This is a genomic window from Curtobacterium sp. MCSS17_016 (assembly GCF_003234255.2).
In the GTDB taxonomy this organism is placed as follows: domain Bacteria; phylum Actinomycetota; class Actinomycetes; order Actinomycetales; family Microbacteriaceae; genus Curtobacterium; species Curtobacterium flaccumfaciens.
Genome location: NZ_CP126254.1, coordinates 874,811 through 897,971 on the forward strand (window position 1 = coordinate 874,811; position 23,161 = coordinate 897,971).

Annotated in this window: 21 protein-coding genes; 16 read left to right on the top strand and 5 right to left on the bottom strand. The window is 71.3% G+C overall.

Annotated features, from left to right (window positions below):
* Positions 1 to 57: 57 nt before the first annotated feature.
* The 4 genes from DEJ19_RS04305 to DEJ19_RS04320 all read left to right on the top strand — a co-directional run bounded on the left by DEJ19_RS04305 (position 58) and on the right by DEJ19_RS04320 (position 4,815).
* Positions 58 to 1,440 (top strand): MFS transporter, encoded by a 1,383-nt coding sequence (locus DEJ19_RS04305; RefSeq protein ID WP_111101087.1) that lies wholly within the window; start codon positions 58 to 60, stop codon positions 1,438 to 1,440.
* 132 nt (positions 1,441 to 1,572) lie between these two features.
* Positions 1,573 to 3,000 carry a bifunctional UDP-N-acetylglucosamine diphosphorylase/glucosamine-1-phosphate N-acetyltransferase GlmU gene (glmU, locus tag DEJ19_RS04310; protein WP_111233562.1) on the top strand — a complete coding sequence of 476 codons (1,428 nt, stop codon included), beginning with the start codon at positions 1,573 to 1,575 and terminating at the stop codon, positions 2,998 to 3,000.
* Positions 3,001 to 3,061: 61 nt separating this feature from the next.
* Complete coding sequence (locus tag DEJ19_RS04315; RefSeq protein WP_027464468.1) at positions 3,062 to 4,039, top strand: ribose-phosphate diphosphokinase; 978 nt, start codon at positions 3,062 to 3,064, stop codon at positions 4,037 to 4,039.
* A complete protein-coding gene (locus DEJ19_RS04320; RefSeq protein ID WP_111233563.1) occupies positions 4,036 to 4,815 on the top strand; it encodes a putative protein N(5)-glutamine methyltransferase in 780 nt (259 codons plus the stop codon). The genes DEJ19_RS04315 and DEJ19_RS04320 overlap by 4 nt, the downstream gene beginning before the upstream one ends.
* A 363-nt stretch (positions 4,816 to 5,178) precedes the next feature.
* Here the strand turns inward: DEJ19_RS04320 and DEJ19_RS04325 are convergent, their stop codons facing one another.
* Positions 5,179 to 6,813 (bottom strand): molybdopterin-dependent oxidoreductase, encoded by a 1,635-nt coding sequence (locus DEJ19_RS04325; RefSeq protein WP_111233585.1) that lies wholly within the window; start codon positions 6,811 to 6,813, stop codon positions 5,179 to 5,181.
* Between the two features lie 172 nt (positions 6,814 to 6,985).
* Between DEJ19_RS04325 and DEJ19_RS04330 the strand changes: the two genes are divergently transcribed.
* On the top strand, positions 6,986 to 7,678 hold the full coding sequence (locus DEJ19_RS04330) for a hypothetical protein (RefSeq protein WP_146250685.1): 693 nt from the start codon (positions 6,986 to 6,988) through the stop codon (positions 7,676 to 7,678).
* An 81-nt stretch (positions 7,679 to 7,759) separates the two neighbouring features.
* On the opposite strand, the gene gnd is transcribed toward DEJ19_RS04330, so the two are convergent.
* Positions 7,760 to 9,217, bottom strand: a complete 1,458-nt coding sequence (gene gnd / locus DEJ19_RS04335; RefSeq protein ID WP_027464472.1) for an NADP-dependent phosphogluconate dehydrogenase — start codon at positions 9,215 to 9,217, stop codon at positions 7,760 to 7,762.
* 112 nt (positions 9,218 to 9,329) lie between these two features.
* On the opposite strand from gnd, the gene DEJ19_RS04340 reads away from it, so the two are divergent.
* The 3 genes from DEJ19_RS04340 (at position 9,330) to DEJ19_RS04350 (ending at position 10,623) form a co-directional block, all read left to right on the top strand.
* Positions 9,330 to 9,869, top strand: coding sequence for a gluconokinase (locus DEJ19_RS04340; protein WP_111054909.1), 540 nt, complete (start codon positions 9,330 to 9,332; stop codon positions 9,867 to 9,869).
* A 122-nt stretch (positions 9,870 to 9,991) separates the two neighbouring features.
* A complete protein-coding gene (locus DEJ19_RS04345) occupies positions 9,992 to 10,249 on the top strand; it encodes a ribbon-helix-helix domain-containing protein (protein WP_258377430.1) in 258 nt (85 codons plus the stop codon).
* Positions 10,246 to 10,623, top strand: coding sequence for a type II toxin-antitoxin system death-on-curing family toxin (locus DEJ19_RS04350; protein WP_110865036.1), 378 nt, complete (start codon positions 10,246 to 10,248; stop codon positions 10,621 to 10,623). Before DEJ19_RS04345 ends, DEJ19_RS04350 begins: the two co-directional genes overlap by 4 nt.
* A 32-nt stretch (positions 10,624 to 10,655) precedes the next feature.
* On the opposite strand, the gene DEJ19_RS04355 is transcribed toward DEJ19_RS04350, so the two are convergent.
* From DEJ19_RS04355 to DEJ19_RS04365, 3 genes are all read right to left on the bottom strand, one after another.
* The gene (locus DEJ19_RS04355) at positions 10,656 to 11,264 is read right to left on the bottom strand and encodes a class I SAM-dependent methyltransferase (RefSeq protein WP_111233565.1); all 609 of its coding nucleotides are present in this window, start codon (positions 11,262 to 11,264) and stop codon (positions 10,656 to 10,658) included.
* A gap of 127 nt (positions 11,265 to 11,391) precedes the next feature.
* Positions 11,392 to 12,831 (bottom strand): glucuronate isomerase, encoded by a 1,440-nt coding sequence (gene uxaC, locus DEJ19_RS04360; protein ID WP_111233566.1) that lies wholly within the window; start codon positions 12,829 to 12,831, stop codon positions 11,392 to 11,394.
* A 63-nt stretch (positions 12,832 to 12,894) separates the two neighbouring features.
* A complete protein-coding gene (locus tag DEJ19_RS04365) occupies positions 12,895 to 14,037 on the bottom strand; it encodes a LacI family DNA-binding transcriptional regulator (RefSeq protein WP_258377431.1) in 1,143 nt (380 codons plus the stop codon).
* 120 nt (positions 14,038 to 14,157) lie between these two features.
* Between DEJ19_RS04365 and DEJ19_RS04370 the strand changes: the two genes are divergently transcribed.
* The 8 genes from DEJ19_RS04370 (at position 14,158) to manD (ending at position 23,142) form a co-directional block, all read left to right on the top strand.
* Positions 14,158 to 15,513: an ABC transporter substrate-binding protein gene (locus DEJ19_RS04370; protein ID WP_181441566.1), complete on the top strand. Its 1,356-nt coding sequence runs from the start codon at positions 14,158 to 14,160 to the stop codon at positions 15,511 to 15,513.
* Positions 15,513 to 16,535: a carbohydrate ABC transporter permease gene (locus tag DEJ19_RS04375; protein WP_027464479.1), complete on the top strand. Its 1,023-nt coding sequence runs from the start codon at positions 15,513 to 15,515 to the stop codon at positions 16,533 to 16,535. The genes DEJ19_RS04370 and DEJ19_RS04375 overlap by 1 nt, the downstream gene beginning before the upstream one ends.
* Entirely contained in the window at positions 16,532 to 17,491 is a 960-nt protein-coding gene (locus DEJ19_RS04380) for a carbohydrate ABC transporter permease (RefSeq protein ID WP_220035326.1), read from the top strand. The genes DEJ19_RS04375 and DEJ19_RS04380 overlap by 4 nt, the downstream gene beginning before the upstream one ends.
* A gap of 93 nt (positions 17,492 to 17,584) precedes the next feature.
* Complete coding sequence (locus DEJ19_RS04385) at positions 17,585 to 18,421, top strand: sugar phosphate isomerase/epimerase family protein (protein WP_111233567.1); 837 nt, start codon at positions 17,585 to 17,587, stop codon at positions 18,419 to 18,421.
* Positions 18,418 to 19,629 (top strand): Gfo/Idh/MocA family oxidoreductase, encoded by a 1,212-nt coding sequence (locus tag DEJ19_RS04390; RefSeq protein ID WP_111233568.1) that lies wholly within the window; start codon positions 18,418 to 18,420, stop codon positions 19,627 to 19,629. The genes DEJ19_RS04385 and DEJ19_RS04390 overlap by 4 nt, the downstream gene beginning before the upstream one ends.
* The gene (locus DEJ19_RS04395) at positions 19,626 to 20,513 is read left to right on the top strand and encodes a sugar phosphate isomerase/epimerase family protein (RefSeq protein WP_110865040.1); all 888 of its coding nucleotides are present in this window, start codon (positions 19,626 to 19,628) and stop codon (positions 20,511 to 20,513) included. Before DEJ19_RS04390 ends, DEJ19_RS04395 begins: the two co-directional genes overlap by 4 nt.
* Positions 20,510 to 21,793: a mannitol dehydrogenase family protein gene (locus DEJ19_RS04400; protein ID WP_111233569.1), complete on the top strand. Its 1,284-nt coding sequence runs from the start codon at positions 20,510 to 20,512 to the stop codon at positions 21,791 to 21,793. The genes DEJ19_RS04395 and DEJ19_RS04400 overlap by 4 nt, the downstream gene beginning before the upstream one ends.
* A complete protein-coding gene (gene manD / locus DEJ19_RS04405) occupies positions 21,790 to 23,142 on the top strand; it encodes a D-mannonate dehydratase ManD (RefSeq protein ID WP_258377432.1) in 1,353 nt (450 codons plus the stop codon). Before DEJ19_RS04400 ends, manD begins: the two co-directional genes overlap by 4 nt.
* Positions 23,143 to 23,161: the final 19 nt, after the last annotated feature.

Genomic DNA, 23,161 nt, shown 5'->3' on the forward strand with positions numbered 1-23,161 from the left:
GCACGTGACCCGGAACGGGGCCACCGCCGCGTCACCGGCACGCGCTACGGTTCGCGCATGACCGCTTCACCGGCCGCCGTCGTGCCGCAGCGCACCGACCGGCGCGCGCTCGTCTCCTGGGCGCTCTGGGACTGGGGTTCCGCCGCGTTCAACGCGGTCGTCACCACCTTCGTGTTCAGCACGTACCTGGCCAGCCGGGCGTTCGTGGACCCGGCGCTCGTCGGCGACACGTCCGCGGCCGGCAAGGCGATCGTCGAACGCGAGCTCGCACACAACGCGGCCGTCGTGTCCACCGCACTGACCATCGCGGGGATCGTCGTGGCCCTGGTGGCACCGGCCATGGGGCGGCTCGCGGACTCGTCCGGACACCGCCGCCGGTCGGTCCTCATCGCCACGATCGGCGTCGCGCTGTCGATCGGGGGCATGGTCTTCGTCGCGCCGAGCCAGCCGTACCTGCTGCTCGGAGCGGCCCTGCTCGGCATCGGCACCGTCGCCTACGAGATCGCGAGCGTCGGCTACAACGCCATGATCGGGCAGGTCGCCTCCGGGGAACGCACCGGCCGCGTCTCCGCCATCGGGTGGGCGGCCGGGTACTTCGGCGGGATCGTGCTGCTCGTCCTGCTGCTCGTGCTCTGCATCCAGGACTTCCGGGGCGACGGGGTCGTCGGCGGGCTCCTGCAGTTGCCGGCGACGGTCGCCACCGGGCAGTGGGACGTCCGCGTCGCGATCGGCATCGCCGCCGTCTGGCTGGCCGTCAGCTCGATCCCGCTGTTCCTCACCGTGCCCGAGGCGGTGCCCGACCGCACCCGCGGCGGCGGCGTGTTCAGTGCCTACGCGGACCTCGGCCGGGACATCGCGCGGCTGTGGCGCGAGCGCCGCAACGTCCTCGCGTTCCTGCTCGCCAGCGCGGTGTTCCGCGACGGCGTCGGGGCCGTCTTCACGTTCGGCGGGATCGTCGCCGCGCAGGTGTTCGGGTTCACGCCGTCGCAGGTCATCCTGTTCGCCATCGCCGCGAACGTCGTGGCCGGCATCGCGACGTTCGTCTCCGGACGCCTCGACGACCGGTTCGGGTCGCGTGCGCTCATCATGGTCTCGCTCGTCGGCCTCGCCGTGTGCGGGGTCGGGGTCTTCGCCGCCGGCAACGAGACGCAGTGGTTCTGGGTGCTCGGGCTGACCCTCGCCGTGTTCGTCGGCCCGGTGCAGTCGTCGTCCCGCGCGTACCTGGCGCGGCTGACGACCCCCGGCCGCGAGGGCGAGCTCTTCGGCCTCTACGCCACCACCGGCCGGGCCGCGTCGTTCCTCGCGCCGGCGCTGTTCGGCGTGGCGGTGACCGTCGGTGGGTCGACCCGGTTCGGGATCCTCGGCGTGGTCGTCGTGCTCGTCGCGGGGCTGGTGCTGATGGCGTTCGTCAAGCGGGAACCGCAGGGCGCGCGGGCCTGATCCACGGCGGGCCGTCGGCGCGGCCTGGAGGCGCGGTGCCGGTCCGTCCACAGGCTGCGGTTCTGCGCACGGTTCCGCACAGTGCCGTGGTCGCGTCGGGCGGCCCGGGCTGCGGTGCGCCAAGATGGGTGCATGACCGACCAGCGCATCGCCGTCGTCGTCCTCGCCGCCGGGCAGGGCACGCGCATGAAGTCGTCCACGCCCAAGGTGCTGCACCGGCTCGCCGGACTGCCGCTCATCGGGCACGTCCTGCGCACGGCGTCGTCACTCAGCCCCGAGCACGTCGCCGTCGTCGTGCGGCACGAGCGTGACCTCGTCGCGGCCGAGGTCGTCGAGCGCGCCCCCGACGCGATCGTCGTCGACCAGGACGACGTCCCCGGCACCGGCCGTGCGGTCGAGGTGGCGGTCGAAGCACTGCCCGCCGACTTCGACGGCGCCGTCGTGGTGCTGTCCGGCGACGTCCCGCTGCTCGACGCCGCATCGCTCCGGCTCCTCGTCGACGCCCACGTCGGCGGCGGCAACGGCGCGACCTTCGTGAGTGCCATCGCCCCGGATCCGACCGGCCTCGGACGGATCGTGCGGGATACCTCCGGCGCCTTCGTCAGCGTCGTCGAGCACAAGGACGCGACGGCCGAGCAGCTGACCATCACCGAGGCGAACGCGGGCATCTACGCGTTCGACGTGGCACGACTCCGCGCCGCCCTGCCGTCGCTCACCACGGCGAACGCCCAGGGCGAGAAGTACATCACCGACGCTCCCGCGCTGATCAGCGAGCGCGGCGGGCGCATCGACGTGGTCACCCTGACCGACCCGTGGCTCGTCGCCGGCATCAACGACCGTGCCCAGCTCTCCGACGCCGCGCGGGAACTCAACGCCCGCATCGTCCGCCGCCACCAGCTCGCCGGCGTCACCGTGCAGGACCCCGCGTCCACCTGGATCGACCTCGACGTCACGATCGAGCCCGACGCCGAGGTCCTGCCCGGCACCCAGCTCATCGGTGCCACCGCGATCGCCGCCGGTGCCGTCGTCGGACCGGACACCACGCTCCGCGACACCGAGGTCGGGGCCCGCGCCACCGTGAACCGCGTCGACGCCACCCTCGCCGTGATCGGGGACGGTGCCTCGGTCGGCCCGTTCGCCTACCTGCGGCCGGGCACGATCCTCGGTGACGACGGCAAGATCGGCACCTTCGTCGAGACGAAGAACGCCCGGATCGGCCGAGGCAGCAAGGTCCCGCACCTGTCCTACATCGGCGACGCGGAGGTGGGCGAGGACTCGAACATCGGCGCGAACACCATCACCGCGAACTACGACGGCGTGCACAAGCACCGCACCGAGGTCGGCTCGAACGTCCGTACAGGCTCGCACAACGTGTTCGTCGCCCCCGTTAGGATTGGTGACGGTGCGTACACCGGTGCCGGGACCACCGTCCGCAAGGACGTTCCGGCAGGATCGCTCGCGATCAGCTACGCCCCACAGCGCAACACCGACGGATGGGTCGAGGAACACCGACCCGGCACACCGGCGGCCGAGGCTGCTCGGCTCGCGAACGGCGAATAGATCCCGGCGACCACCCGTCGCCGACATCGACCCCTCGTGGGTCAGGGAGTGAGCACCGCACTTGTCCGGAATCAAGACAACCGGCCAGAAACGACTCGTCCTCGTCTCGGGGCGAGCACACCCGGCGCTCTCTGCCGAGATCGCGGAGGAGCTCGGGGTCGACCTCGTGCCGACCGATGCCCGGACCTTCGCGAACGGTGAGCTCTACGCCCGCTTCGACGAGTCGGTCCGTGGCTGCGACGCCTTCGTCATCCAGTCGCACACCGCGCCGATCAACGAGTGGCTCATGGAGCAGCTCATCATGGTCGACGCACTGAAGCGTGCCTCGGCGAAGCGCATCACGGTCGTGGCGCCGTTCTACCCGTACGCCCGTCAGGACAAGAAGGGCCGCGGCCGCGAGCCGATCTCGGCCCGCCTCGTCGCCGACCTGTTCAAGGCCGCCGGCGCACACCGCATCATGAGCGTCGACCTGCACGCCGCGCAGATCCAGGGCTTCTTCGACGGCCCCGTCGACCACCTGTTCGCCATGCCGGTGCTGCTCGAGCGCTTCCGCCAGATCCTCGACCCGAAGACGCTCACCGTCGTGTCGCCCGACATGGGCCGCGTTCGTGTCGCCGACATCTGGTCCGAGAAGCTCGGCGCCCCGCTCGCCATCATCCACAAGCGCCGCGACCCGCTCGTGCCGAACCAGGTCTCGGTGCACGAGATCGTCGGTGACGTCAGCGGCCGCGTGTGCCTGCTCGTCGACGACCTCATCGACACCGGCCGCACGATCGCCAAGGCTGCCGAGGCGCTCAAGAACGCCGGCGCCACGGGAGTCGTCGTCGCCGCGACCCACGCCGTGTTCTCCGACCCGGCCACCGAGCTGCTGCAGAGCGAGTTCATCGACCGCGTGGTCGTGACGGACACCCTGCCCCTGCCGATGGACAAGCGCTGGGACCGCCTCGAGGTCCTGCCGATCGCCCCGCTCATCGCCCGTGCCATCCACGAGGTCTTCGACGACGGTTCCGTGACGTCGATGTTCGACGGCGCCGCTTGACACATCCCGCGCGTGACGCCCTCGCGGCCCGGCTCCGGGCCGCGGGGAGCGTCTTCGCCGAGGACGAAGCCGACCTGCTGCTCGAGGCCGGTGACGGTGAGCCGATGCGACTCCGGAGCCTCGTGCAGCGTCGGCTGGCCGGTGAGCCGCTCGAGTACGTGCTCGGCTGGGCCGCCTTCGACGGGCATCGCATCCGGGTGACCCCCGGGGTCTTCGTGCCGCGAGCCCGCACCACCGTCGTCGTCGAGCAGGCAGCGCGTCGGCTGCAGCGCTACGACCGCGTGGTCGACCTGTGCTGCGGTGCCGGCGCGATCTCGGTCGCCCTGTTCGGCCGCGTCGGCGCGCTCGACCTCGTCGCCACCGACATCGACCCGGACGCCGTCGACGTCGCAGCCGAGAACATCGGCGACCGCGGCATCGTCGTCGCCGGAGACCTGTTCGCGCCGCTGCCCGATCGGTTCCGCGGGGCCGTGACGGTCATCGCGGTGAACGCCCCCTACGTGCCGACGGCCTCGATCGAGCTCATGCCGGCCGAGGCCCGCGAGCACGAACACCGCGTCGCCCTCGACGGAGGTGTGGACGGCCTCGACCTGCACCGCCGGATCGCAGCGGGTGCGGGGGAGTGGCTCCGTCCCGGTGGTGCCGTCGTCATCGAGGTGTCCGAGGCCCAGGCCGAGGCATCCGCCGCTGCGTTCACGGCCGCCGGCTTCTCCGCCGTGGTCGAGCGGGACGCCGAGGTCGACGGCACCTGCGTCGTCGCGACCCTGCCCGCCTGACCAGGTCTGTACGCCTGGCCCGGTCTGTCTGCCTGCCTGGTCCTGGTGCCGAGTGGTCACGACATGCCGCTCAGGTTCGCCGAGGCGGCACGAAGTGTCGCCTGCGCGTCCGCGAACCGACACCTTCTGCACCCCCGGCGTGACGCACGTGGCGTGTCGCGCGACCGGGGCGAGGGGCGGGGCGGGCCGGCACCGGGCCTCCAGGCCGTCGGGTGACCGGAGCGCGCCGGCGCCGAGCGGTCACGACATGCCGCTCAGGTTCGCCGAGGTGGCACGAAGTGTCGCCCGCGCGCCCACGAACCGACGCTTTCTGCCACCTCGACGGCAGTCAGCGGGCGTGTCGCGCGATCCTGCGCCGGAGCGTCAGCGCGCGTCGACCGTCACCGTGTGCCAGCCCGTCGCACCGTTGGGCGCCGGCGGCCGGTCCACGCTCGTCTGCACCTCGCCGTCCGCACTGGTCGCGCGCACTTCGATGCGGTGCGAGCCGGCGGTCGGCGTCCACCGCACCACCCACTGCCGCCAGGTGTCCGCGGAGACCGAGTCGGCGAGTTCGGCGCGCTGCCAGTCGCCGCCTCCGACGCGGACCTCGACGGCCTTCACGCCCCTGTGCGGCTGCCACGCGACCCCGGCGATCGCCACGGGCTTGCCAGCGGTCACCGTCGACCCGTTCCGCGGGGTGTCGATGCGGGACTCGAGCTTGACCGGGCCACGCTCCGACCAACCACGCGGTGTCCAGTAGCCCTGCGCGTCGGCGAACCGGGTGACCTCGAGCTCGGTGACCCACTTCGTCGCCGAGACGTACCCGAACAGGCCCGGCACGACCATCCGCACCGGGAACCCGTGCTCGGTCGGCAGGGGCTCGCCGTTCATCCCGACCGCGAGCAGCGCCGCGGTGCCGTCGTCCTGCAGTACGTCGAGCGGGGTGCCGGCGGAGAACCCGTCGATGCTCCGTGAGAGCACCATGTCGGCGTCGCCCGTCGGACGCGCCCGGGCGAGGAGCTTCCGGATGGGGTAGCCCAGCCAGCGGGCCGTGCCGATGAGGTCACCGCCGACCTCGTTCGACACGCAGCTCAGGGTGGCCACGTGCTCCTCGAGTGGCAGTGCGAGCAGCTCGTCCCACGTCAGCGTGATCTCGTTCTCGACCGCGCCGTGGATGCGGAGCGACCAGTCGGCGGGGTCGACCTGCGGTACCCGCAGGGCCGTGTCGATCCGGTAGAAGTCGGCGTTCGGCGTGATGTAGGGGGTGATGCCGTCGACGTCGAGCGACGCACCCGCGGGGACCGCCGGTGCAGCGGTCGCCGCGGCGGGCAGCCGGATGGCCCGCCGGGCAGCAGCGGCCGCCTGCATCGCGGAGGACCCCAGCCGGGAGGCGGTGCCCACCACGATCGCGACGGTCGCCGTCGCGACGCCCCAGACCAGGAACGTGCGGCGCTCCGCCGAGGCGGGTCGCGGCGCCGCCGTCGGCACGGTCGCCGCGGCCTCCCACCGGCGCAACCGCTGGAGCAGCAGACGCAGGACGACCACCGCTGCCGCGATGCCGAGGACCGTCGGGGCGCCGTCGAGCGTCCCGCTGCCCGAGCGGGTGCTGACGGCAAGCAGCGCCAGCACGCCACCGGCGGCGAACACGAGGGCACCGAAGGGTGGTCGTGCACGTTCGAGGACACCGGCACCGGCGCTGATCGCGATGACGATCACCGTCATGAGCACGAACAGGGCGACCTTGTCCCCGGTGCCGAACACGGCGACCATGAAGTCCTTCGCACCCGGGGGAGCGAGGTCGATGACGGCGGATCCGACGGCGACCAGGGGGCTGCCCGCTCCGCCGAGCAGCAGCGCGCCGAACTCGGCGACACCGAGGAACGCGGCGGCTGCCACGACGCCGACTATCGCGGCGATCAGCGTCCAACGTCGGGTCGAAGGGGCATCGGGCCCGCCCGGGCCGTCCGACGGACCCGCCGTCGGTTGGCCGATCGGTTCGTCCGTCGTCTCGGTGGTCACCGCCCGAGCGTAGGTCGCCCGGCCGCTCGTGGGCTGTGTGTGCGCGCTTCCCCGCGCGTTCATCGGGTTCGGCCAGCAGGTGGCGGGCGGCTCGTGGGAGGATCGGACCGTGCTGCAGCGTCCGGATGGTGTCCCGCGGTCCGGTCGTGCCCGCGGTGCACGGCGGACACCGATGTCTCCAGCACGTCGACTCGCCACCCTGCGCTGGGTCATCGTCGCCGTCTGGCTGGTCCTCCTGATCACCCGGATCGTCGTCGTCTCGACGGCGCCGGGCGTCGACCTCTCCTGGTACGGCATCGTCGAGTTCGGCGCGATCGCGCTCGGCGTCGTGGTCATCGTGGTCGCCGTCGTGCGGGCCGCGACGGCACGGCGGCGGCAGGCGGACGAGGCCCTCGCGCTCGCCATCCGGCGGATCGACCCGACGGTGTGGCTCGTCCCGGCGGCGCCGACACCGGAACTCCGTGGCATCGTCGACGAAGTCCGTCCGGACACCCACCTCGGTTCGCGCGTGACCTGGGCCTTCGGTGCCACCGAGGCCTCCCTGTGGGAACTCGACGAACGGCGGGCGACCCGGCTGCTCGTGATCCGGTGGAGTCGTGTCGTGCACGTCAGACTGGAAGACGTGGCGGACGGCGTCGACGGCTCGGACGGCTCGGGGCGAGACGGTGGCTCCGAGCGCCCTGGCGGTTCCGCTGGTGCTCGCCGCGCGTGTGCGGTGGCGATCCACCACGTACGACCGGACGACACCCCCGCGGTGGCGACGTTCTTCGTCCGGACCGCCCCCGGTTCGCGTCGGCTGCTCGGGCGCGGTCCACGGCTGGACCGGCTCGTCGCCGACCTGGCACGGGAACGCATCGTCGCCTGACGCAGCGGAGGGCCCCGGGTTCAGCGAGGCCCTCCTTGCCGAACCCGCACCGACCTCCGTGGTCGGCAGCGGGTGCGGTCGTCAGTGCGTGGACGGCTCCTGCTCGACCTCGCGGCGGTCGTCGTCGGACCACAGCGTGTGGAAGGTGCCGTCCTTGTCGATGCGCTGGTAGGTGTGTGCGCCGAAGAAGTCGCGCTGGCCCTGGATCAGCGACGCCGGCAGACGGTCGGACGCGAGCGAGTCGAAGTACGACAGCGCGGACGAGAAGCCCGGAGCGGGGACGCCCGACGCGGCCGCGATGCCGACGATGCGGCGCCAGGCGGCTTCGCCCTCGGCGACCGCGTTCGCGAAGTACGGGTCGACCAGCAGCGACTCGAGCTTCGGGTTCTCGGCGTACGCCTCGACGATGCGGTTCAGGAACTGGGCCCGGATGATGCAGCCACCCCGCCAGATCTTCGCGACGTTGCCGAGATCGATGTCCCAGCCGTACTCCTTCGCCCCGGCGATGATGAGGTCGAATCCCTGTGCGTACGCGACGACCTTCGAGGCGTAGAGCGCCGCACGGACGTCGTCGGCGAAGGTGTCCGGAACCTCGGCGATCTGCGGACGGTTCTTGACCGACTGCTGCACGGCGGCACGCTGCGTCGGCTTCGACGACACGGCGCGGGCGAACACGGCTTCGCCGATGCCCGAGACGGGGATGCCCAGGCCCACAGCGTTCTGCACGGTCCAGACGCCGGTGCCCTTCGAGCCGGCCGCGTCACGGATGACGTCGACGAGCGGCTTGCCGGTGTCGGCGTCGCGCTGCTTGAGGACCTCGCCGGTGATCTCGATCAGGTAGGACTCGAGGTCGCCCTTGTTCCACTCGTCGAAGACCTGCACCAGGTCCTCCACCGAGAGCCCGCCGACGCGACGGAGCAGGTCGTACGACTCGGCGATGAGCTGCATGTCGGCGTACTCGATGCCGTTGTGCACCATCTTGACGAAGTGCCCGGCGCCGTCGGTGCCGATGTGGGTCACGCACGGTTCACCTTCGGCCACCGCGGCGATCGACTTCAGGATCGGCCCGAGCGTCTCCCAGGCCTCCTTCGAGCCACCGGGCATGATCGACGGACCCTTGAGGGCGCCCTCTTCGCCGCCGGAGATGCCGGTACCGACGAAGTTCAGGCCCTTCTCGCGCAGGTCGTGCTCACGTCGGATGGTGTCGTGGAAGTTCGCGTTGCCGCCGTCGACGATGATGTCGCCCGGTTCGAAGCGTTCGGCGAGCTGTCCGATCACGGCGTCGGTACCCTTGCCGGCCTGCACCATGATGATGGCGGTCCGGGGCTTCGACAGCGAGGCGACGAACCCGTCGATGTCCTCGGACGCGATGAACCCGGCGTCACCGTGCTCCTGGAGCAGCTCCTCGGTGCGGGCGTACGTGCGGTTGTAGACCGCCACCGTGTTGCCTTCGCGCGATGCGAGGTTGCGGGCGAGGTTCGAGCCCATCACTGCGAGTCCGACGACTCCGATGTTCGCCTGACCGTTGTTGTCTGCCACGGGGGCCTCCTTTGTCCTGACGTTGGCGCCCAACCTACGACCGGCGGTCTGGGATCGCACAGGTGTTGCGGGAACTGGGGACCAGAGTTCACCGGATCAATACTGTGGAGGGATGAGCGAGCTCGCTGTCCACCCGCCCGTCCTCGTGATGGGGGTCTCCGGCTCCGGCAAGTCCACCATCGGCCAGGCGCTCACCGACGCCCTGGTCGCGCAGGGCGAACCGTGCGTCTTCGTCGACGCCGACGACCTGCACCCGGTCGCCAACAAGGAGAAGATGCGGCAGGGGATCCCGCTCACCGACGAGGACCGCTGGCCGTGGCTCGACGCCTGCGCCGAGCGGATCGCCGCGGTCGAATCGGACGGCTCCCGGTGCGTGATGGCGAACTCGGCGCTCAAGCGTGCCTACCGGGACCGTCTGCGCGAGTCGGCGCCGGGTCTCGTCATCGCCTTCCTCGACGGGTCGCGCGACCTGATCGCCGAACGGCAGTCCCACCGCCAGCACGAGTACATGCCGACGACGCTGCTCGACTCGCAGTTCGCGACCCTCGAGCGGCCGCAGCCCGACGAGGCCGCCGTCGCGGTGTCGATCGACGGATCGGTCGACGACACCGTGCGGGAGATCCTCGCCGCGCTCGCGGTCACCACCGCCTGACGAACGTCGACGACCTGCGACGGATCCGGGCAGTTCCTCCACAGGGCGCAGCGCGGCCGTCGCCGTCCCCAACCGATCCCCGGTCCCGTCCGCGTCGAGGGGGACGCTCGTACCGTCGCTCCATGACCACGATCACTGCCGCGCGTTCAGATACCACTCTTGATACCATCGACCCCATGGCCATGACCCTGCGACTCGACGACGACGAGGCAGCGGCGTTGCGCAAGCGTGCTGACCTCGAGGAGCGCTCGATGCAGGACGTCGCGCGCACCGCCATCCGCGAGTACGTCGAGCAGCACAGCCGCAGCGATCTGATCGACGGCATCCTCGATCGAGAACTCCCGCGCTACGCCGAGGCGCTCGAACGACTCGGCAAGTGATCCACCTCACGACCGACGAGGCGTTGCACGTCGCTCGTCGGACCCTGGGAGCTGACTACGCGATCCGCGACGTCGGACTGCTCGAGGCGGCGGTCGCGCGACCCGCCGCGTCGGTGGGCGGGAACGACGCCTACCCGACGCTGGTCGAGAAGGCGGCGGCGCTCGTCCACTCCGCCGTCCGGAACCACGCCCTGGTCGACGGCAACAAGCGCCTCGGGCTCATGCTGCTCGTGGTCTTCCTCGGCGTGAACGGCGTCCGGCTCCACGCCTCGAACGACCAGGCGTACGACTTCATCGTCGCGATCGCCGAGGGGGAACTCGATTCCGTGCCAGAGATCGCTGCTGCTCTGACCTCGATGGTCTCGGACGCCTGATCGACAGCGCGGCGCCCGTCAGCCGTCGGCGATCAGCGGCGCACCGCACTGATCGCCCCGTGCGGCCGGTGCTCCGGAGCCGTGCGGGTGTGGACGTCCACGACGTCGAAGCCCGCTCCGTCCAGCAGCGCCGCCAGGGACGCGACCGGCCAGCGGTAGGCGGTGACGACGGCGTGGTCGAAGGCCTCGACCGCGGCGCCCTCGAAGAACCCGAGCAGCAGCCCACCGCCGGGGGTGAGCACCCGACGGAACTCGGCGAGTGCCCCACCGATCCGCGACGGTTCGTGGTGGATCACCGAGTACCAGGCCAGGACCCCGTCGACGCTGCCGTCCGCGAGCGGGAGCGCGTCGAGCGACGCGACCCGGAAGTCGATGTCCGCGTCCACGGCGCCGTGCGTCCGTCGTGCGTGCTCGACGAACTCAGGCGCCGCGTCGATGCCGCTGACACGGTGCCACTGCCGTGCGAGGTGCGCCGTCCAGTGACCGGGGCCGCACCCGGCGTCGACCAGGGGACCGCTGCGACCGGCTGCCCAGGCGTCGACGAGGGCTCGGTCGTCGGGGTGGACGGTGTCCATCGACCCGAGCAGCGCCGCGTACTCGTCGGCCCGAGCGCCGTACGCCGCCGTCACCCGCTCCGTCATGCGCCCGACCGTACCGCCGTACCGCCGCAGCGCCGAACCGTGCGAGGTTCCGTGTTCCGTGCGACCCGGCGCCCCTCGCACCAGGCACGGAACCTCGCACCACGCGGCAGCGCGGCGCCCGCCAGCGTCAGAGCTTGAACGTCGCCTTCGGGATGTCGGACACGATGCGGCGGGCGGTGCGGACGGCGTCCTCCTCGGAGACCTGGTGCGTGACCACGAGCGACGCCAGGTACGCCGCGTCTGCCCGCCGCGCCATGTCGTGCCGCGCGGGGATGGAGCAGTACGCGCGGGTGTCGTCGATGAACCCGGAGGTCTTGGTGAACGACGCGGAGTCGGTGACGGCCGACCGGTAGCGCCCGATGGCCGCCGGGGTGTCGATGAACCACCACGGCGCGCCCGCGTACACGGCGGGGTAGAAGCCCGCGAGCGGCCCGATCTCGCGCGAGAAGACGGTCTCGTCGACGGTGAAGAGCACGAGGTGGAACCCGGGAGCGGTGCCGAAGGACTCGAGGAGCGGCCGGAGCGGCTCGGTGAAGGACCCGACGGCCGGCAGGTCGTGCCCGGTGTCCGGCCCGAAGCGCTCGAGCGTCGGGGTGTGGTGGTTCCGGATCACCCCGGGGTGCAGCTGCATGACGAGGCCGTCCTCGACGCTCATCTCCGCCCAGCGGTAGAGCATGTCGTGCCGGTACGCCGTCGCCTCGGCCTCGGTGACCGAGGACGCATCGCGCAGCGCCGCCGCGTGGATGCGCTCCCGCTCGTTCGACGGCAGGGGAGCGGAGCCCGCGTCGAGCACCCCGGTGTCCGTGGCGGTCGCACCGTGCTCGATGAAGTAGTGGCGACGTGCGCGGAGAGCCGCCAGCAGCCCTGCGTGGGTGCCCGTGTCGATGCCGGCGGCCTCGCCGATCGACGCGACCACGGGCCTCCAGTCCGACCGCGTCGGGTCGAACACGGCGTCCGCGCGGAACGTGGGGAGCACCCGGCCGGTGAAGCCGGGGTCCGCGGCGAGCTGCGCGTGCGCAGCGAGGTCGTCCGCCGGGCCGTCCGTGGTGGCGAGGACCTCGATGCCGAAGGCGTCGAAGAGCGCGCGTGGCCGGAAGGCGGGCGACGCCAGCAGGCCGGCGAGGTGGTCGTACTGGTCGTCCGCGTTCGCCGCGGACGGCGCCTGGTCGAGCCCGAACACGTCGTGCAGCTCCGTCTCGAACCAGTAGCGCACGGGGGTCCCGAGGAAGTCGTCCCAGTGCTCCGCCAGCTGCCGCCAGATGGCACGGCCTGGAGGAACGGGTTGCGTTCCCGACAGGTCCGCGCGTCCCAGCGCGGCCAGGTTCACCCCGTTCGCGTGCAGCAGGCGGAGCACGTAGTGGTCGGGCGTGATGAGCAGCGACGCAGGGTCGCTGAACGGCTGGTCCGAGGCGATCAGCGCAGCGTCGACGTGCCCGTGCGGCGAGATGATCGGGGCGTCCTTGACCGCCTCGTACACGGTGCGTGCCACGGCTCGCGCTCCGGGATCGGCGGGGAACAGCCGGTCGGGGTGCGGTGCGAGCCGGGTGGGGGTGCTGGTGCGGGTCATCATCGACTCCTTCGGGGACGGCGAGTTCGGGTGGTGCGAGTGTGGGGCGGCGGGATTTCCGGATCAGGCGGTTCCGGCACGGGGTGCCGGTCCGGTCGACTCGCGCACGGTCAGGTGGGTGGGCAGGGCGACGGCGCCGGACATGTGCTCCCCGGGCAGTTCGTCGGCGGGCAGGGCGCCGAGCCGTCCGAGCAGCATCCGGATCGCGACCCGGCCGGCACGTTCGATCGGCGAGGTCATCGTGGTGAGCGGCGGGTTGCAGAAGTCAGCGCCGAAGATGTCGTCGCAACCGACGATGCTCATGTCCTCGGGGACGCGGACTCCGCGCTCCCGCAGCCGGGCGAGCATCCCGATGGCGATCAGGTCGTTGAAGGCGATGCACGCGGTCGCACCGGCGTGCACGGCGGCGTCGGCGGCCGCGGCGCCGGAGTCGACGAAGGGTGCGTGCGGCCCGACCCGGGCGACGCGGATCCCCAGGCGCTTGGCGACCTGCACGAGCGCGCGCCAGCGACGCTCGTTCGACCACGAGCTGTCCGGCCCGGCGACGTACAGGATCTCCCGGTGTCCCAGCGACACCAGGTGCTGCACCGCCTGCTCCACCCCGCCGGGGGTGTCGATGAGCACCGATGGCACGCCGGTGGGTCGGCGGTTCACCACGACCAGGGGGATCCGCTCGGCGAACCGTGCGATCTGCGCGTCGGACAGTCGTGACGCCGTGAGCACGACCCCGTCGGCCTTCGCCCCCACGGCGGTGAGTGCGGCCATCTCGGCGTCGGCGGACTCCTCGGTGTCGACGAGCAGCTGCGTCCAGCCGGCCCCGGCGAGCTGGTGCTGGGTGCCGCGGATGACGTCGAAGTAGAAGGGGTTCGTGATGTCGGACACGAGCACGGCGACGGCGCGGGTGCGGCCGGAGGTCAGTGCCCGGGCCTGCGAGTTGGCGACGTAGCCGAGCTCGCGGGCCGCCCGCTGGATGCGCTCCTGGGTGACGGGGTTGACCCGGTCGGGCAGGGACAGGGCGCGGGAGACGGTGGACGCGGCGACCCCGGTGGCGTCGGCGATGTCGCGGATGGTGACGCGACGCGCGGCACCAGCGGCGGTGCCGGCAGCGCGAGCACCAGCGGCGGCAGCGCGAGCACCAGCGGCGCTACCAGCAGCGCCCGCGGCACCGCCCGTGCGCCCGCCGCCGTCCGTCGAGAGGTCCTTCACGAGGCCGAACGTATTCGCGTCTGGCAACAAGTGGCAACCGGTTGCCGCATGTTGCCAACGGCGGAACAGTGGTGCCACCGAGCAGCGCCGCTCGGAGGAGGTCTCGAGGAGGAAACCCCCGTGAAGACGCGAAGACTGCAAGTCCGCACCCTCGTCGGTGCCGTCGCCGTGGTCGCCCTCACCGCACTGTCCCTGCAGGGATGTGCCGTGGTGAACGGCAGCGGCGACGACCCGAACACCCTCCGCGTGATGATGGGCGCGGACACCACCTACCCCAAGGAACGCAAGCAGTGGCAGCGGGAGACCGCCGCCGAGTTCAAGCGCACGACCGGTGCGGACATCCAGTGGGAGACCTACTCGTCCGCGCAGGAGGAACTGACCGCGATCCAGACGAGCGTCATCTCCGGGCAGGGCCCCGACGTCTACGCGATCGGCACCACCTTCACCCCGACCGCGTACGCCACCGGTGCCTTCGTCGAGATGGGCACGAAGGAGTGGGACGCGATCGGCGGCAAGGACCAGTTCGACCCCGCGTCGTTCGGCATCTCCGGTCCGAGTGCGTCGAAGCAGATCGGGATCCCGTTCGCCAGCCGTCCGTTCGTGATGGCGGTGAACAAGGACCTGCTCGCCAAGGCGGGGATCACCGACATGCCCACGACGTGGGACGAGCTCACCGCCGACGCGAAGGCCACCACGGGTGACGGTCGCCACGGGATGGCGATCGCCTACGCCGACGGCTTCGACCCCTGGAAGTTCGTGTGGGGGATGGCCCAGAACGCCGGCAACACGATCGTCGACGATTCGAAGGCCGAGATCGACAGCGAGGCCGTCGAGAACGCCTACCGCACCTACTTCGACTGGGTCACGAAGGACGGTGTCGTCGACCCGGCCGCGATCGGTTGGAACAACGCCCAGGCCCTCGCGCAGTTCACCGAGGGCAAGGCCGCGTTCTTCCCGATGACCACCACCACCGCCATCAACTCCTTCACGGACACCAAGGTCGACGGCAAGTACGAGTTCGCCCTGCTGCCCACCGTCCCGCCGGGGGCGTCCGAGCGGCCGTCCGACGGGATCGAGGCCGCCAGCATCCTGTCCGGCGACAACTGGGTCGTCGCCGACTACGGCACCAAGCAGGAGCTGTCGTTCGCGTTCGTCAAGCAGCTCAGCGCCCCGAAGGCCCAGCTCGAGTACTACGACCTGTTCGGCAACCTGCCGACCAACGCGTCGGCCGCCGCCGACCTGGCAGCCGACAACCCGCAGCTCAAGCCGATCATCGACGCCGGCCGCCTGTCCAAGCCGACCGCGTTCACCGGCGCCTGGTCCGACATCCAGCTCGCCCTGGTCGACGTGGTCGTGCAGTCGATCCCGTCGCTGAAGTCCGGCGAGGTCACCGACGACCAGCTCCGCAAGCGACTGCAGGACGCCCAGAAGGACGCCCAGGCCACCCTCGACCGTCAGAAGAACGGAGGTCTGTGATGACCAGCACGCAGACCAGGCCCCGCACCGACGCGGCGCCGCCCCGGCCGGTCCGCCCGGCCGGCAAGACGCCCCTCTACAAACGCGAGCGCCCGCTGTGGATGCTCCTGCCCGGCGGGGTCCTCATGCTCGCCGTCATCGTGGTGCCGCTCCTGGTGGGCTTCTGGATCGCGATGCTCGACCTCGACCAGTACACGCTCCGCCAGTGGTTCAGCGCTCCGTTCGTCGGGTTCGCCAACTTCACCGAGGCGTTCACGAACTCGCCGCTGCTGCACTCCATCTGGATCTCGGTGTCGCTGTCGGTGCTCGTCACCGCGGTGACCGTGCCGATCGGGGTCGCCGCCGCGATCTCGACGCAGAACCGGTTCCCCGGTCGCGGGCTCGTCCGATCGATCTACCTGATCCCGTACGTGCTCCCGGCATTCGTCGTCGGCACGTTCTTCCGCACGATGCTCCAGCCGCAGGGGGTCGTGAACTCGATCCTGCACACCGACGTGCTGTGGCTGAACGGCTCGGCGTCGTACTGGGCGCTCGCCGGCGTGATGATCTGGACGAGCTGGCCCTTCGTCTACCTGCTGTCCCTGGCCGGACTGCAGGCCGTGGACAACGAGGTGCACGAGGCCGCCGCGCTCGACGGGGTGACCTGGTGGGCGAAGCTGCGGTACATCATCTTCCCGTACCTGCGCGGACCCCTCAGCCTCGCGGTGATCATCTCGATCCTGCACAACATCAACAACTTCACGCTGCCGTTCGTGCTGTTCGGCATCCCGCTGCCGTCCAGCGTCGAGGTGATGCCCGTCCTGACGTACATCGCGAGCTTCCAGTCGTTCCGCTTCGGCCTGTCCGCAGCGATGGCGATCTGCTCGCTCGTGATCGTGGCGATCCCGCTGTTCGTCTACCTGCGGGCGGTCAAGCTCGACACCGGCGACGACGCCGGCCCCAACCGGAAGCAGCGTCGCGCCGACCGCGCCACGCTCGCCGCCGCCCCGACCGCCGCCGACATCGACGGAGCACGCGCATGACCACCCCGAGCACGTCCTTCAGCACCCGCACCCGCCCCACCGCGACGCTCACCGAGAGCATCACGACCGGCAGCGGCGGCCGACGGAGCAAGCGTCCCTACGACACCGACGTCACCCGGCTGCTGCCGCGCTGGCTGCTCGTCACCGTCATCGCGGTGATCATCGCGTTCATCGCCGTCCCGGTGCTCTACATCCTGTTCGGCTCGGTCAACTCCGACGTCGCGGTCGCCCGCGGCGAGTACTTCCCGTCCGAGTTCACGCTGTCGAACTACGTGGACATCTGGTCGACGGTCGCCCTCGGCGAGGGACTGGTGAACTCGATGCTCACCGCCGGTGCCGTCGCCGTCGCGAGTGCCGCGCTCGCCGTGTCCACGGCCTACGTGCTCGTCCGGTTCCGGTTCCTCGGGCGGCTGACGATCCTGCGTGGGCTCCTCGCCCTGCAGTCGATCCCCGGCACGCTCCTGCTCCTGCCGGTCTTCGTGGTGTTCTCGAACATCGCCAGCGCCACCGGCGTGCAGATCATCGGCACCCGCTGGGGCCTGTTCGTCACCTACCTGACGTTCGCCCTGCCGTTCTCGACGTGGGTCATGGTCACCTACCTGCGCGGCCTGCCGAAGGAGCTCGAGGAAGCGGCGCGCATCGACGGCGCCAGCTCGACGAAGATCCTGACGAAGATCGTCCTCCCGCTGTCGTGGCCCGGCATCGTCGTGTCCGCGATCTTCGCCTTCCTGCTCGGCTGGAACGACGTCCTGTTCTCCACGATCATGACGACCCCGAACACCCGGACGGTCGCCGTGGTCCTGCAGGTGCTCGGCACCACCCAGGAGGGCGGCGCCGTCCCGATCTACGGCCAGATGATGGCCGCCTCGATCGTCTGCGCCGTCCCCGTCGTCGCCCTGTACCTGATCTTCCAGCGCTACCTGGTCGGCGGGCTCACCGCCGGCTCCGTCAAGTAGCGCTGTGCAGTCTGCCGACTTGTCCACAGACTGCCTGGAGGCGCGGTGCCAGCCCGCCCCGCGCCTCCAGTCTGGTCGCATGAAGGGAATGCAATGACCCAGCCCAGTTGGGAACTCTCCGGTTTCGGCGACGAGATCGACGCCGATCCGGTCGTCCAGGTCGCGGTCCTCCAGGCGCTCGGCGCGAGCGCCATCGAGGTCCGCAGCGCCTGGGGCGTCAACGTCGTCGACCTCGACGAGGACCAGCTCGCCGGACTCCACCGGCTGCTCGACGAGCGCGGGCAGACCGTGTCCGCGATCGCCTCGCCGATCGGCAAGGTGCCCGTCGACGAACCCGTCGAGCACGAGGTGTCACGGCTCGCCCGTGCGATCCGTGCCGCGCACGCCCTCGGCACGACGAACATCCGGATCTTCTCGTTCTACTTCGAGGGCCGCAGCCCCGAGGACGTCCGCGACGACGTCCTCGTCCGGATGCGGGCGCTGGCCGACCTCGCCGAGCGTGAGGGCGTGACCCTGCTGCACGAGAACGAGAAGGACATCTACGGCGACGTCCCCGCGCGGGTGCTCGACATCGTCGAGAGCGTCGGTTCGTCCGCGCTCCGCCTGGCCTGGGACAACGCGAACTACGTGCAGTGCGGCGTCCGGCCCTTCACCGACGGCTGGGAGCAGCTCGCCCCGTACGTCGACTACCTGCAGGTCAAGGACGCCCTCGCCGCCGACTCGTCGGTGGTCCCCGCGGGCGAGGGTGACGGCGAACTGCTCCAGACCCTCACCGCGCTCCGCGACGCCCGCTACTCCGGGTACGCCTCGCTCGAACCGCACCTCAGCGATTTCACCTCCCTCGGCGGGTTCTCCGGCCCCGCGGCCTTCGGTCGTGCCGGCCGGGCCTTCCGCACCCTCACCGACCAGATCGGAGTCACCCTGCGATGACCGAACCCACCAACCCGCTCCGCCTCGCCGTCGTCGGCGCCGGTGTCATCGGCCGCCACCACGCCACCGTCGCCGTCCAGCACCCCGACCTGCAGGTCGTCGCCCTCGTCGACGCCGTGCCCGAAGCCGCCACGAGCGCAGCCGACGCAATCGAGGCGATGGGCGTCGCCCGCCCGATCACGACGTCCACCATCGAGGAGGCGATCGAACAGACCGACATCGACGTCGTCGCGATCTGCTCGCCGTCCGGCATGCACGTGCAGCTCGCCGAGGCCGCCCTGGCCGCCGGCAAGCACGTCGTCATCGAGAAGCCGCTCGACACCACGATGCCCCGGGCCCGGCAGATCGCGGCGCTCGCCGCAGACGCTCGTGACCGCGGGCTCGTCACGAGCGTCATCAGCCAGCACCGCTTCGACCCGGCGTCGGCAGCCGTCGCCCGGGCCGCGCACGACGGCGGGTTCGGCACCGTGACCTCGGGGCTCGCGAGCGTCGCGTGGTACCGGTCGCAGGGGTACTACGACTCCGGTGACTGGCGCGGCACCTGGGCGCTCGACGGCGGCGGCGCGGTGATGAACCAGGGCGTGCACACCGTCGACCTGCTCGTCTGGGCGCTCGGTCGTCCGGTCGAGATCTCCGCGCAGACCGGCCTGCTCGCGCACGACCGGATCGAGGTCGAGGACACCGCCGTCGCCACCGTCCGGTTCGCCGGCGGGGCGCTCGGGGTCGTCCACTGCACGACCGCCGCGTACCCGGGGCTCTCCGCCCGGTACGCCGTGTACGGCACGCACGGCTCCGCCATCGTCGACGACGACCGGCTCGCGTACTTCCACATCGCCCCGGACACCGCCACGCTCGAGTCCGCGTCCACCACGTCGAACGCCACCGCGGTCGCCGGTGCGGTCGACCAGAAGGACCAGATCGTCCCGCCCGAGCACGTCGTCGGCGGCCCGGCCGAACCCGGCCACTTCGCCGCGGGGCACGCTCGGCAGTACACGGACATCGTCGACGCGATCCGGCAGGGCCGCGAACCGGGTGTCACCGTCGATGCGGCCCTCGTGTCGCTCGCCACCGTCCGCGGGCTCTACGTCAGCGCGACGCTCGGACACCCCGTGCGCATCGACGACGTGATCGAGGGGAAGTACGACGATGTGGTGCCGGTCGTCGGCACACCCGCCACCGCCAGCGCGACCGAAGGAGCCACCCGATGAAGTTCTCCGTGTTCACCGCCTCCACCCCCGACTGGACCCCGTCCGAAGCCGCCGAGACCCTGGCCGCACAGGGCTGGGACGGCATCGAGTGGCGCATCGTCGACGACCGCCCGGCCGACGGCGCCGAGGTCCCCGCCGAGCGGTCGTTCTGGGCGGGCAACAACTCGACGTGGCAGTACACCGGCATCCGCGACCGGGTCGGCGAGATCGCCCGGGTCACCGACGCAGCCGGGCTCGAGTACTCGGGCATCGGCGGCTACCAGCCGGCTGCCGACCACGACGGCGTCGAGACCATGCTGCGCGTGACCAGCGAACTCGGCGCCCGGCAGGTCCGCGTCACGATGCCGCACTACCGTGCCGAGCAGGAACGCACCGGCGAGACCTACCCGCAGCTCTTCGACCGCACCCGCGCCGACCTCGAGTGGGTCGCGTCGCGTGCGTCGGAGCTCGGCGTGAAAGCACTCGTCGAGCTGCACCACATGACGATCACGCCGTCGGCCTCCGCGGCACTGCGACTGATCGACGGTCTCGACCCCGCACACGTCGGCGTCATCCACGACCTCGGCAACCTCGTGATCGAGGGGTACGAGGACCACCTCGCCGCGTTCGAACTGCTCGGGCCGTACCTGGCACACGCCCACGTGAAGAACGCCCGCTGGGTGGACACCGGCGACACCCGTGCCGACGGCAGTTCGATCTGGCAGCACGAGTGGGCACCCCTGCGCACCGGCCAGGCGTCGGTGTCCGAGTACCTCGACGCGCTCCGCCAGGTCGGGTACGACGGGTGGGTCACCATCGAGGACTTCTCCACCGACCTCCCGCTCGAGACCCGCACCGCCGACAACCTGGCGTACCTCCGCTCCCTCGTGCCGGTGTCGGCATGACCGATCGGCGTCCGGGCATCGTCCACCTGGGGGTGGGCGCGTTCGCTCGTGCCCACCTCGCCTGGTACACCGCCCACACCACGGGGGAGCCGTGGGGCATCACCGCCTTCACCGGCCGCTCGCCCGCGGCCGCGGATGCGTTGGCCGCGCAGGACTGCCGGTACACGCTCGTCACCCGAGCCGCGTCCGGCGACGGAGCCGAGGTGGTCGACACGATCGTGGCCGCCCACCCGGGCAGCGACGACACGGCCTGGAGGCACGTGGTCGCGTCCCCCGAGACGACCATCGTCACGCTGACGGTCACCGAGCAGGGCTACCGGCCCGGTTCCGACGTGCCGTCGCGGCTGGTCGCGGGGCTCGACGCCCGCCGTGCCGCCGGCTCCGGGCGCATCGCGCTGGTCAGTCTCGACAACCTGACGCACAACGGGGCGGTCCTGCGGGACGCCGTGCTCGACGCCGTCACCGACGACGCCCTGCGCGACTGGATCGAGGCGAACGTCACGTTCCCGAGCTCGATGGTCGACCGGATCACCCCGGCCACCACCGACGACGACGTCGTGCGCCTCTCGGAACTGCCGGGTGCGCTCGCCGGAGACCGGGTCCCCGTCGTCACCGAGCCGTTCGCCGAGTGGGTGCTCGAGGACGCCTTCGACGGGATCGACCGCCCCGCGTGGGAGACCGCCGGGGTGCGCATCGTCGACGACGTCACCCCGTACGAGCAGCGGAAGCTCTGGCTGCTGAACGGCTCGCACTCGCTCCTCGCCTACCTGGGATTGCAGCTCGGCCACGACACCGTGGCCGAGGCGATGGACGACCCGGTCTGCCGCAGCGCCGTCGAGCAGCTCTGGGACGAAGCCGCGCTCGAGCTCCCGCTGCCCGAGGCCGAGGTCAGAGAAGCCCGCACGGCCCTGGTCGAACGGTTCGCCAACCCGCGCATCCGGCACACGCTTCGGCAGATCGCGTCCGGCGGCTCGCAGAAGCTGCCCGTCCGTGTCGTCGACGTCGTGCGGCACCGGCTCGCCCGCGACCCCTCGGCCGGCATCGGCACCGGAGCGGCCACCGCCCTCGCCGCGTGGTGGTTGCACGTCACCGAGCGACCCGACCTGGTGGACGACCCCGGTGCCCCCGGGCCAGACTCGGACGTGCACGACGTCCTGGCCGTCGTCGCGCCCGAACTCGACACCACCCCCGTGGTCGCCGCCGTGACGGCGGCGGCCGACCGCATCCGCACCGCCGCGGCACGCGCCCGCGAACGCTCCAACGGAGGAGTCCACGCATGACCGACACGAACACCACGAACCCCGCGGCCCCGGTCCCCGGTGCCACCGACAGCGGGCCGGCCGAGACCACCGCCGGCCGTCCGGACACCTGGGCTTCGGCGGACCGCGGCCAGCTGATCGAGCGGGCCGAGGTCATCGTGACCAGCCCGAACCGGAACTTCGTGACGCTCAAGCTCACCACGGCCGACGGCGTCACCGGGCTCGGCGACGCCACCCTGAACGGCCGCGAGCTCGCGGTCTCCGCCTACATGTCCGAGCACGTCGTCCCGCTGCTCGTCGGCCGTGACGCCAGCCGCATCGAGGACGCCTGGCAGTTCCTCTACCGGTCCTCGTACTGGCGCCGTGGTCCGGTCACGATGGCCGCGATCGCCGCCGTCGACATGGCCCTCTGGGACATCAAGGCGAAGGTCGCCGGGATGCCGCTCTACCAGCTGCTCGGCGGGGCATCGCGCACCGGGCTCATGGCGTACGGCCACGCCTCGGGCAAGGAGCTGCCGGAGCTGTTCGACTCCATCCGCGAGCACCAGGAAGAGGGCTACCGCTCGATCCGGGTGCAGACCGGTGTCCCCGGCCTCGAGTCCATCTACGGCATCGCCTCGAACAGGACCACCGAGGGCAACGCCGGCGTCCGCTACGACTTCGAGCCCGCCCAGCGCGGGGCGTACCCGGCGATGGAGGACTGGGACACCCGCGCCTACCTGCGCCACGTGCCCACCGTGTTCGAGGCCGTCCGCAACGAGTTCGGCCCCGAACTGCCGCTGCTGCACGACGGCCACCACCGGATGACCCCGCTGCAGGCCGCCAAGCTCGGCAAGTCGCTCGAGCCCTACGATCTGTTCTGGCTCGAGGACTGCACCCCCGCCGAGAACCAGGAGGCCCTGAAGCTCGTCCGGCAGCACACCACGACGCCGCTGGCGATCGGGGAGGTCTTCAACACCATCTGGGACTTCAAGGACATCATCCGCGACCAGCTCATCGACTACGTCCGCGGTGCCGTCACGCACATGGGCGGCGTCACCCCGCTCAAGAAGACGATGGAGTACGCGGCGCTGTACCAGGTCAAGTCCGGCTTCCACGGGCCGACCGACATCTCCCCGGTGGGCCTTGCCGCGCAGATGCACCTCGGGCTCGCGATCCACAACTTCGGCATCCAGGAGTACATGCAGCACGGACCGCAGACCAACCAGGTGTTCCACCAGACGTTCACGTTCACCGACGGCTACCTGCACCCGGGGGACGAGCCGGGCCTCGGGGTCAGCCTCGACGTCGACGAGGCCGGCAAGTACCCCTACGAGCAGGCGTACCTGCCGTTCAACCGCCTAGCCGACGGCACCGTCCACGACTGGTAGTACCCGGCATCCTGGCTGG

Coding starts and splice junctions, on each gene's coding strand:
- DEJ19_RS04305 (WP_111101087.1), top strand. CDS start 58: ATGACCGCTTCACCGGCCGCCGTCGTGCCGCAGCGCACCGACCGGCGC.
- glmU (WP_111233562.1), top strand. CDS start 1,573: ATGACCGACCAGCGCATCGCCGTCGTCGTCCTCGCCGCCGGGCAGGGC.
- DEJ19_RS04330 (WP_146250685.1), top strand. CDS start 6,986: ATGTCTCCAGCACGTCGACTCGCCACCCTGCGCTGGGTCATCGTCGCC.
- DEJ19_RS04340 (WP_111054909.1), top strand. CDS start 9,330: ATGAGCGAGCTCGCTGTCCACCCGCCCGTCCTCGTGATGGGGGTCTCC.
- DEJ19_RS04345 (WP_258377430.1), top strand. CDS start 9,992: ATGACCACGATCACTGCCGCGCGTTCAGATACCACTCTTGATACCATC.
- DEJ19_RS04355 (WP_111233565.1), bottom strand. CDS start 11,264: ATGACGGAGCGGGTGACGGCGGCGTACGGCGCTCGGGCCGACGAGTAC.
- uxaC (WP_111233566.1), bottom strand. CDS start 12,831: ATGACCCGCACCAGCACCCCCACCCGGCTCGCACCGCACCCCGACCGG.
- DEJ19_RS04375 (WP_027464479.1), top strand. CDS start 15,513: ATGACCAGCACGCAGACCAGGCCCCGCACCGACGCGGCGCCGCCCCGG.
- DEJ19_RS04380 (WP_220035326.1), top strand. CDS start 16,532: ATGACCACCCCGAGCACGTCCTTCAGCACCCGCACCCGCCCCACCGCG.
- DEJ19_RS04385 (WP_111233567.1), top strand. CDS start 17,585: ATGACCCAGCCCAGTTGGGAACTCTCCGGTTTCGGCGACGAGATCGAC.
- DEJ19_RS04390 (WP_111233568.1), top strand. CDS start 18,418: ATGACCGAACCCACCAACCCGCTCCGCCTCGCCGTCGTCGGCGCCGGT.
- DEJ19_RS04395 (WP_110865040.1), top strand. CDS start 19,626: ATGAAGTTCTCCGTGTTCACCGCCTCCACCCCCGACTGGACCCCGTCC.
- DEJ19_RS04400 (WP_111233569.1), top strand. CDS start 20,510: ATGACCGATCGGCGTCCGGGCATCGTCCACCTGGGGGTGGGCGCGTTC.
- manD (WP_258377432.1), top strand. CDS start 21,790: ATGACCGACACGAACACCACGAACCCCGCGGCCCCGGTCCCCGGTGCC.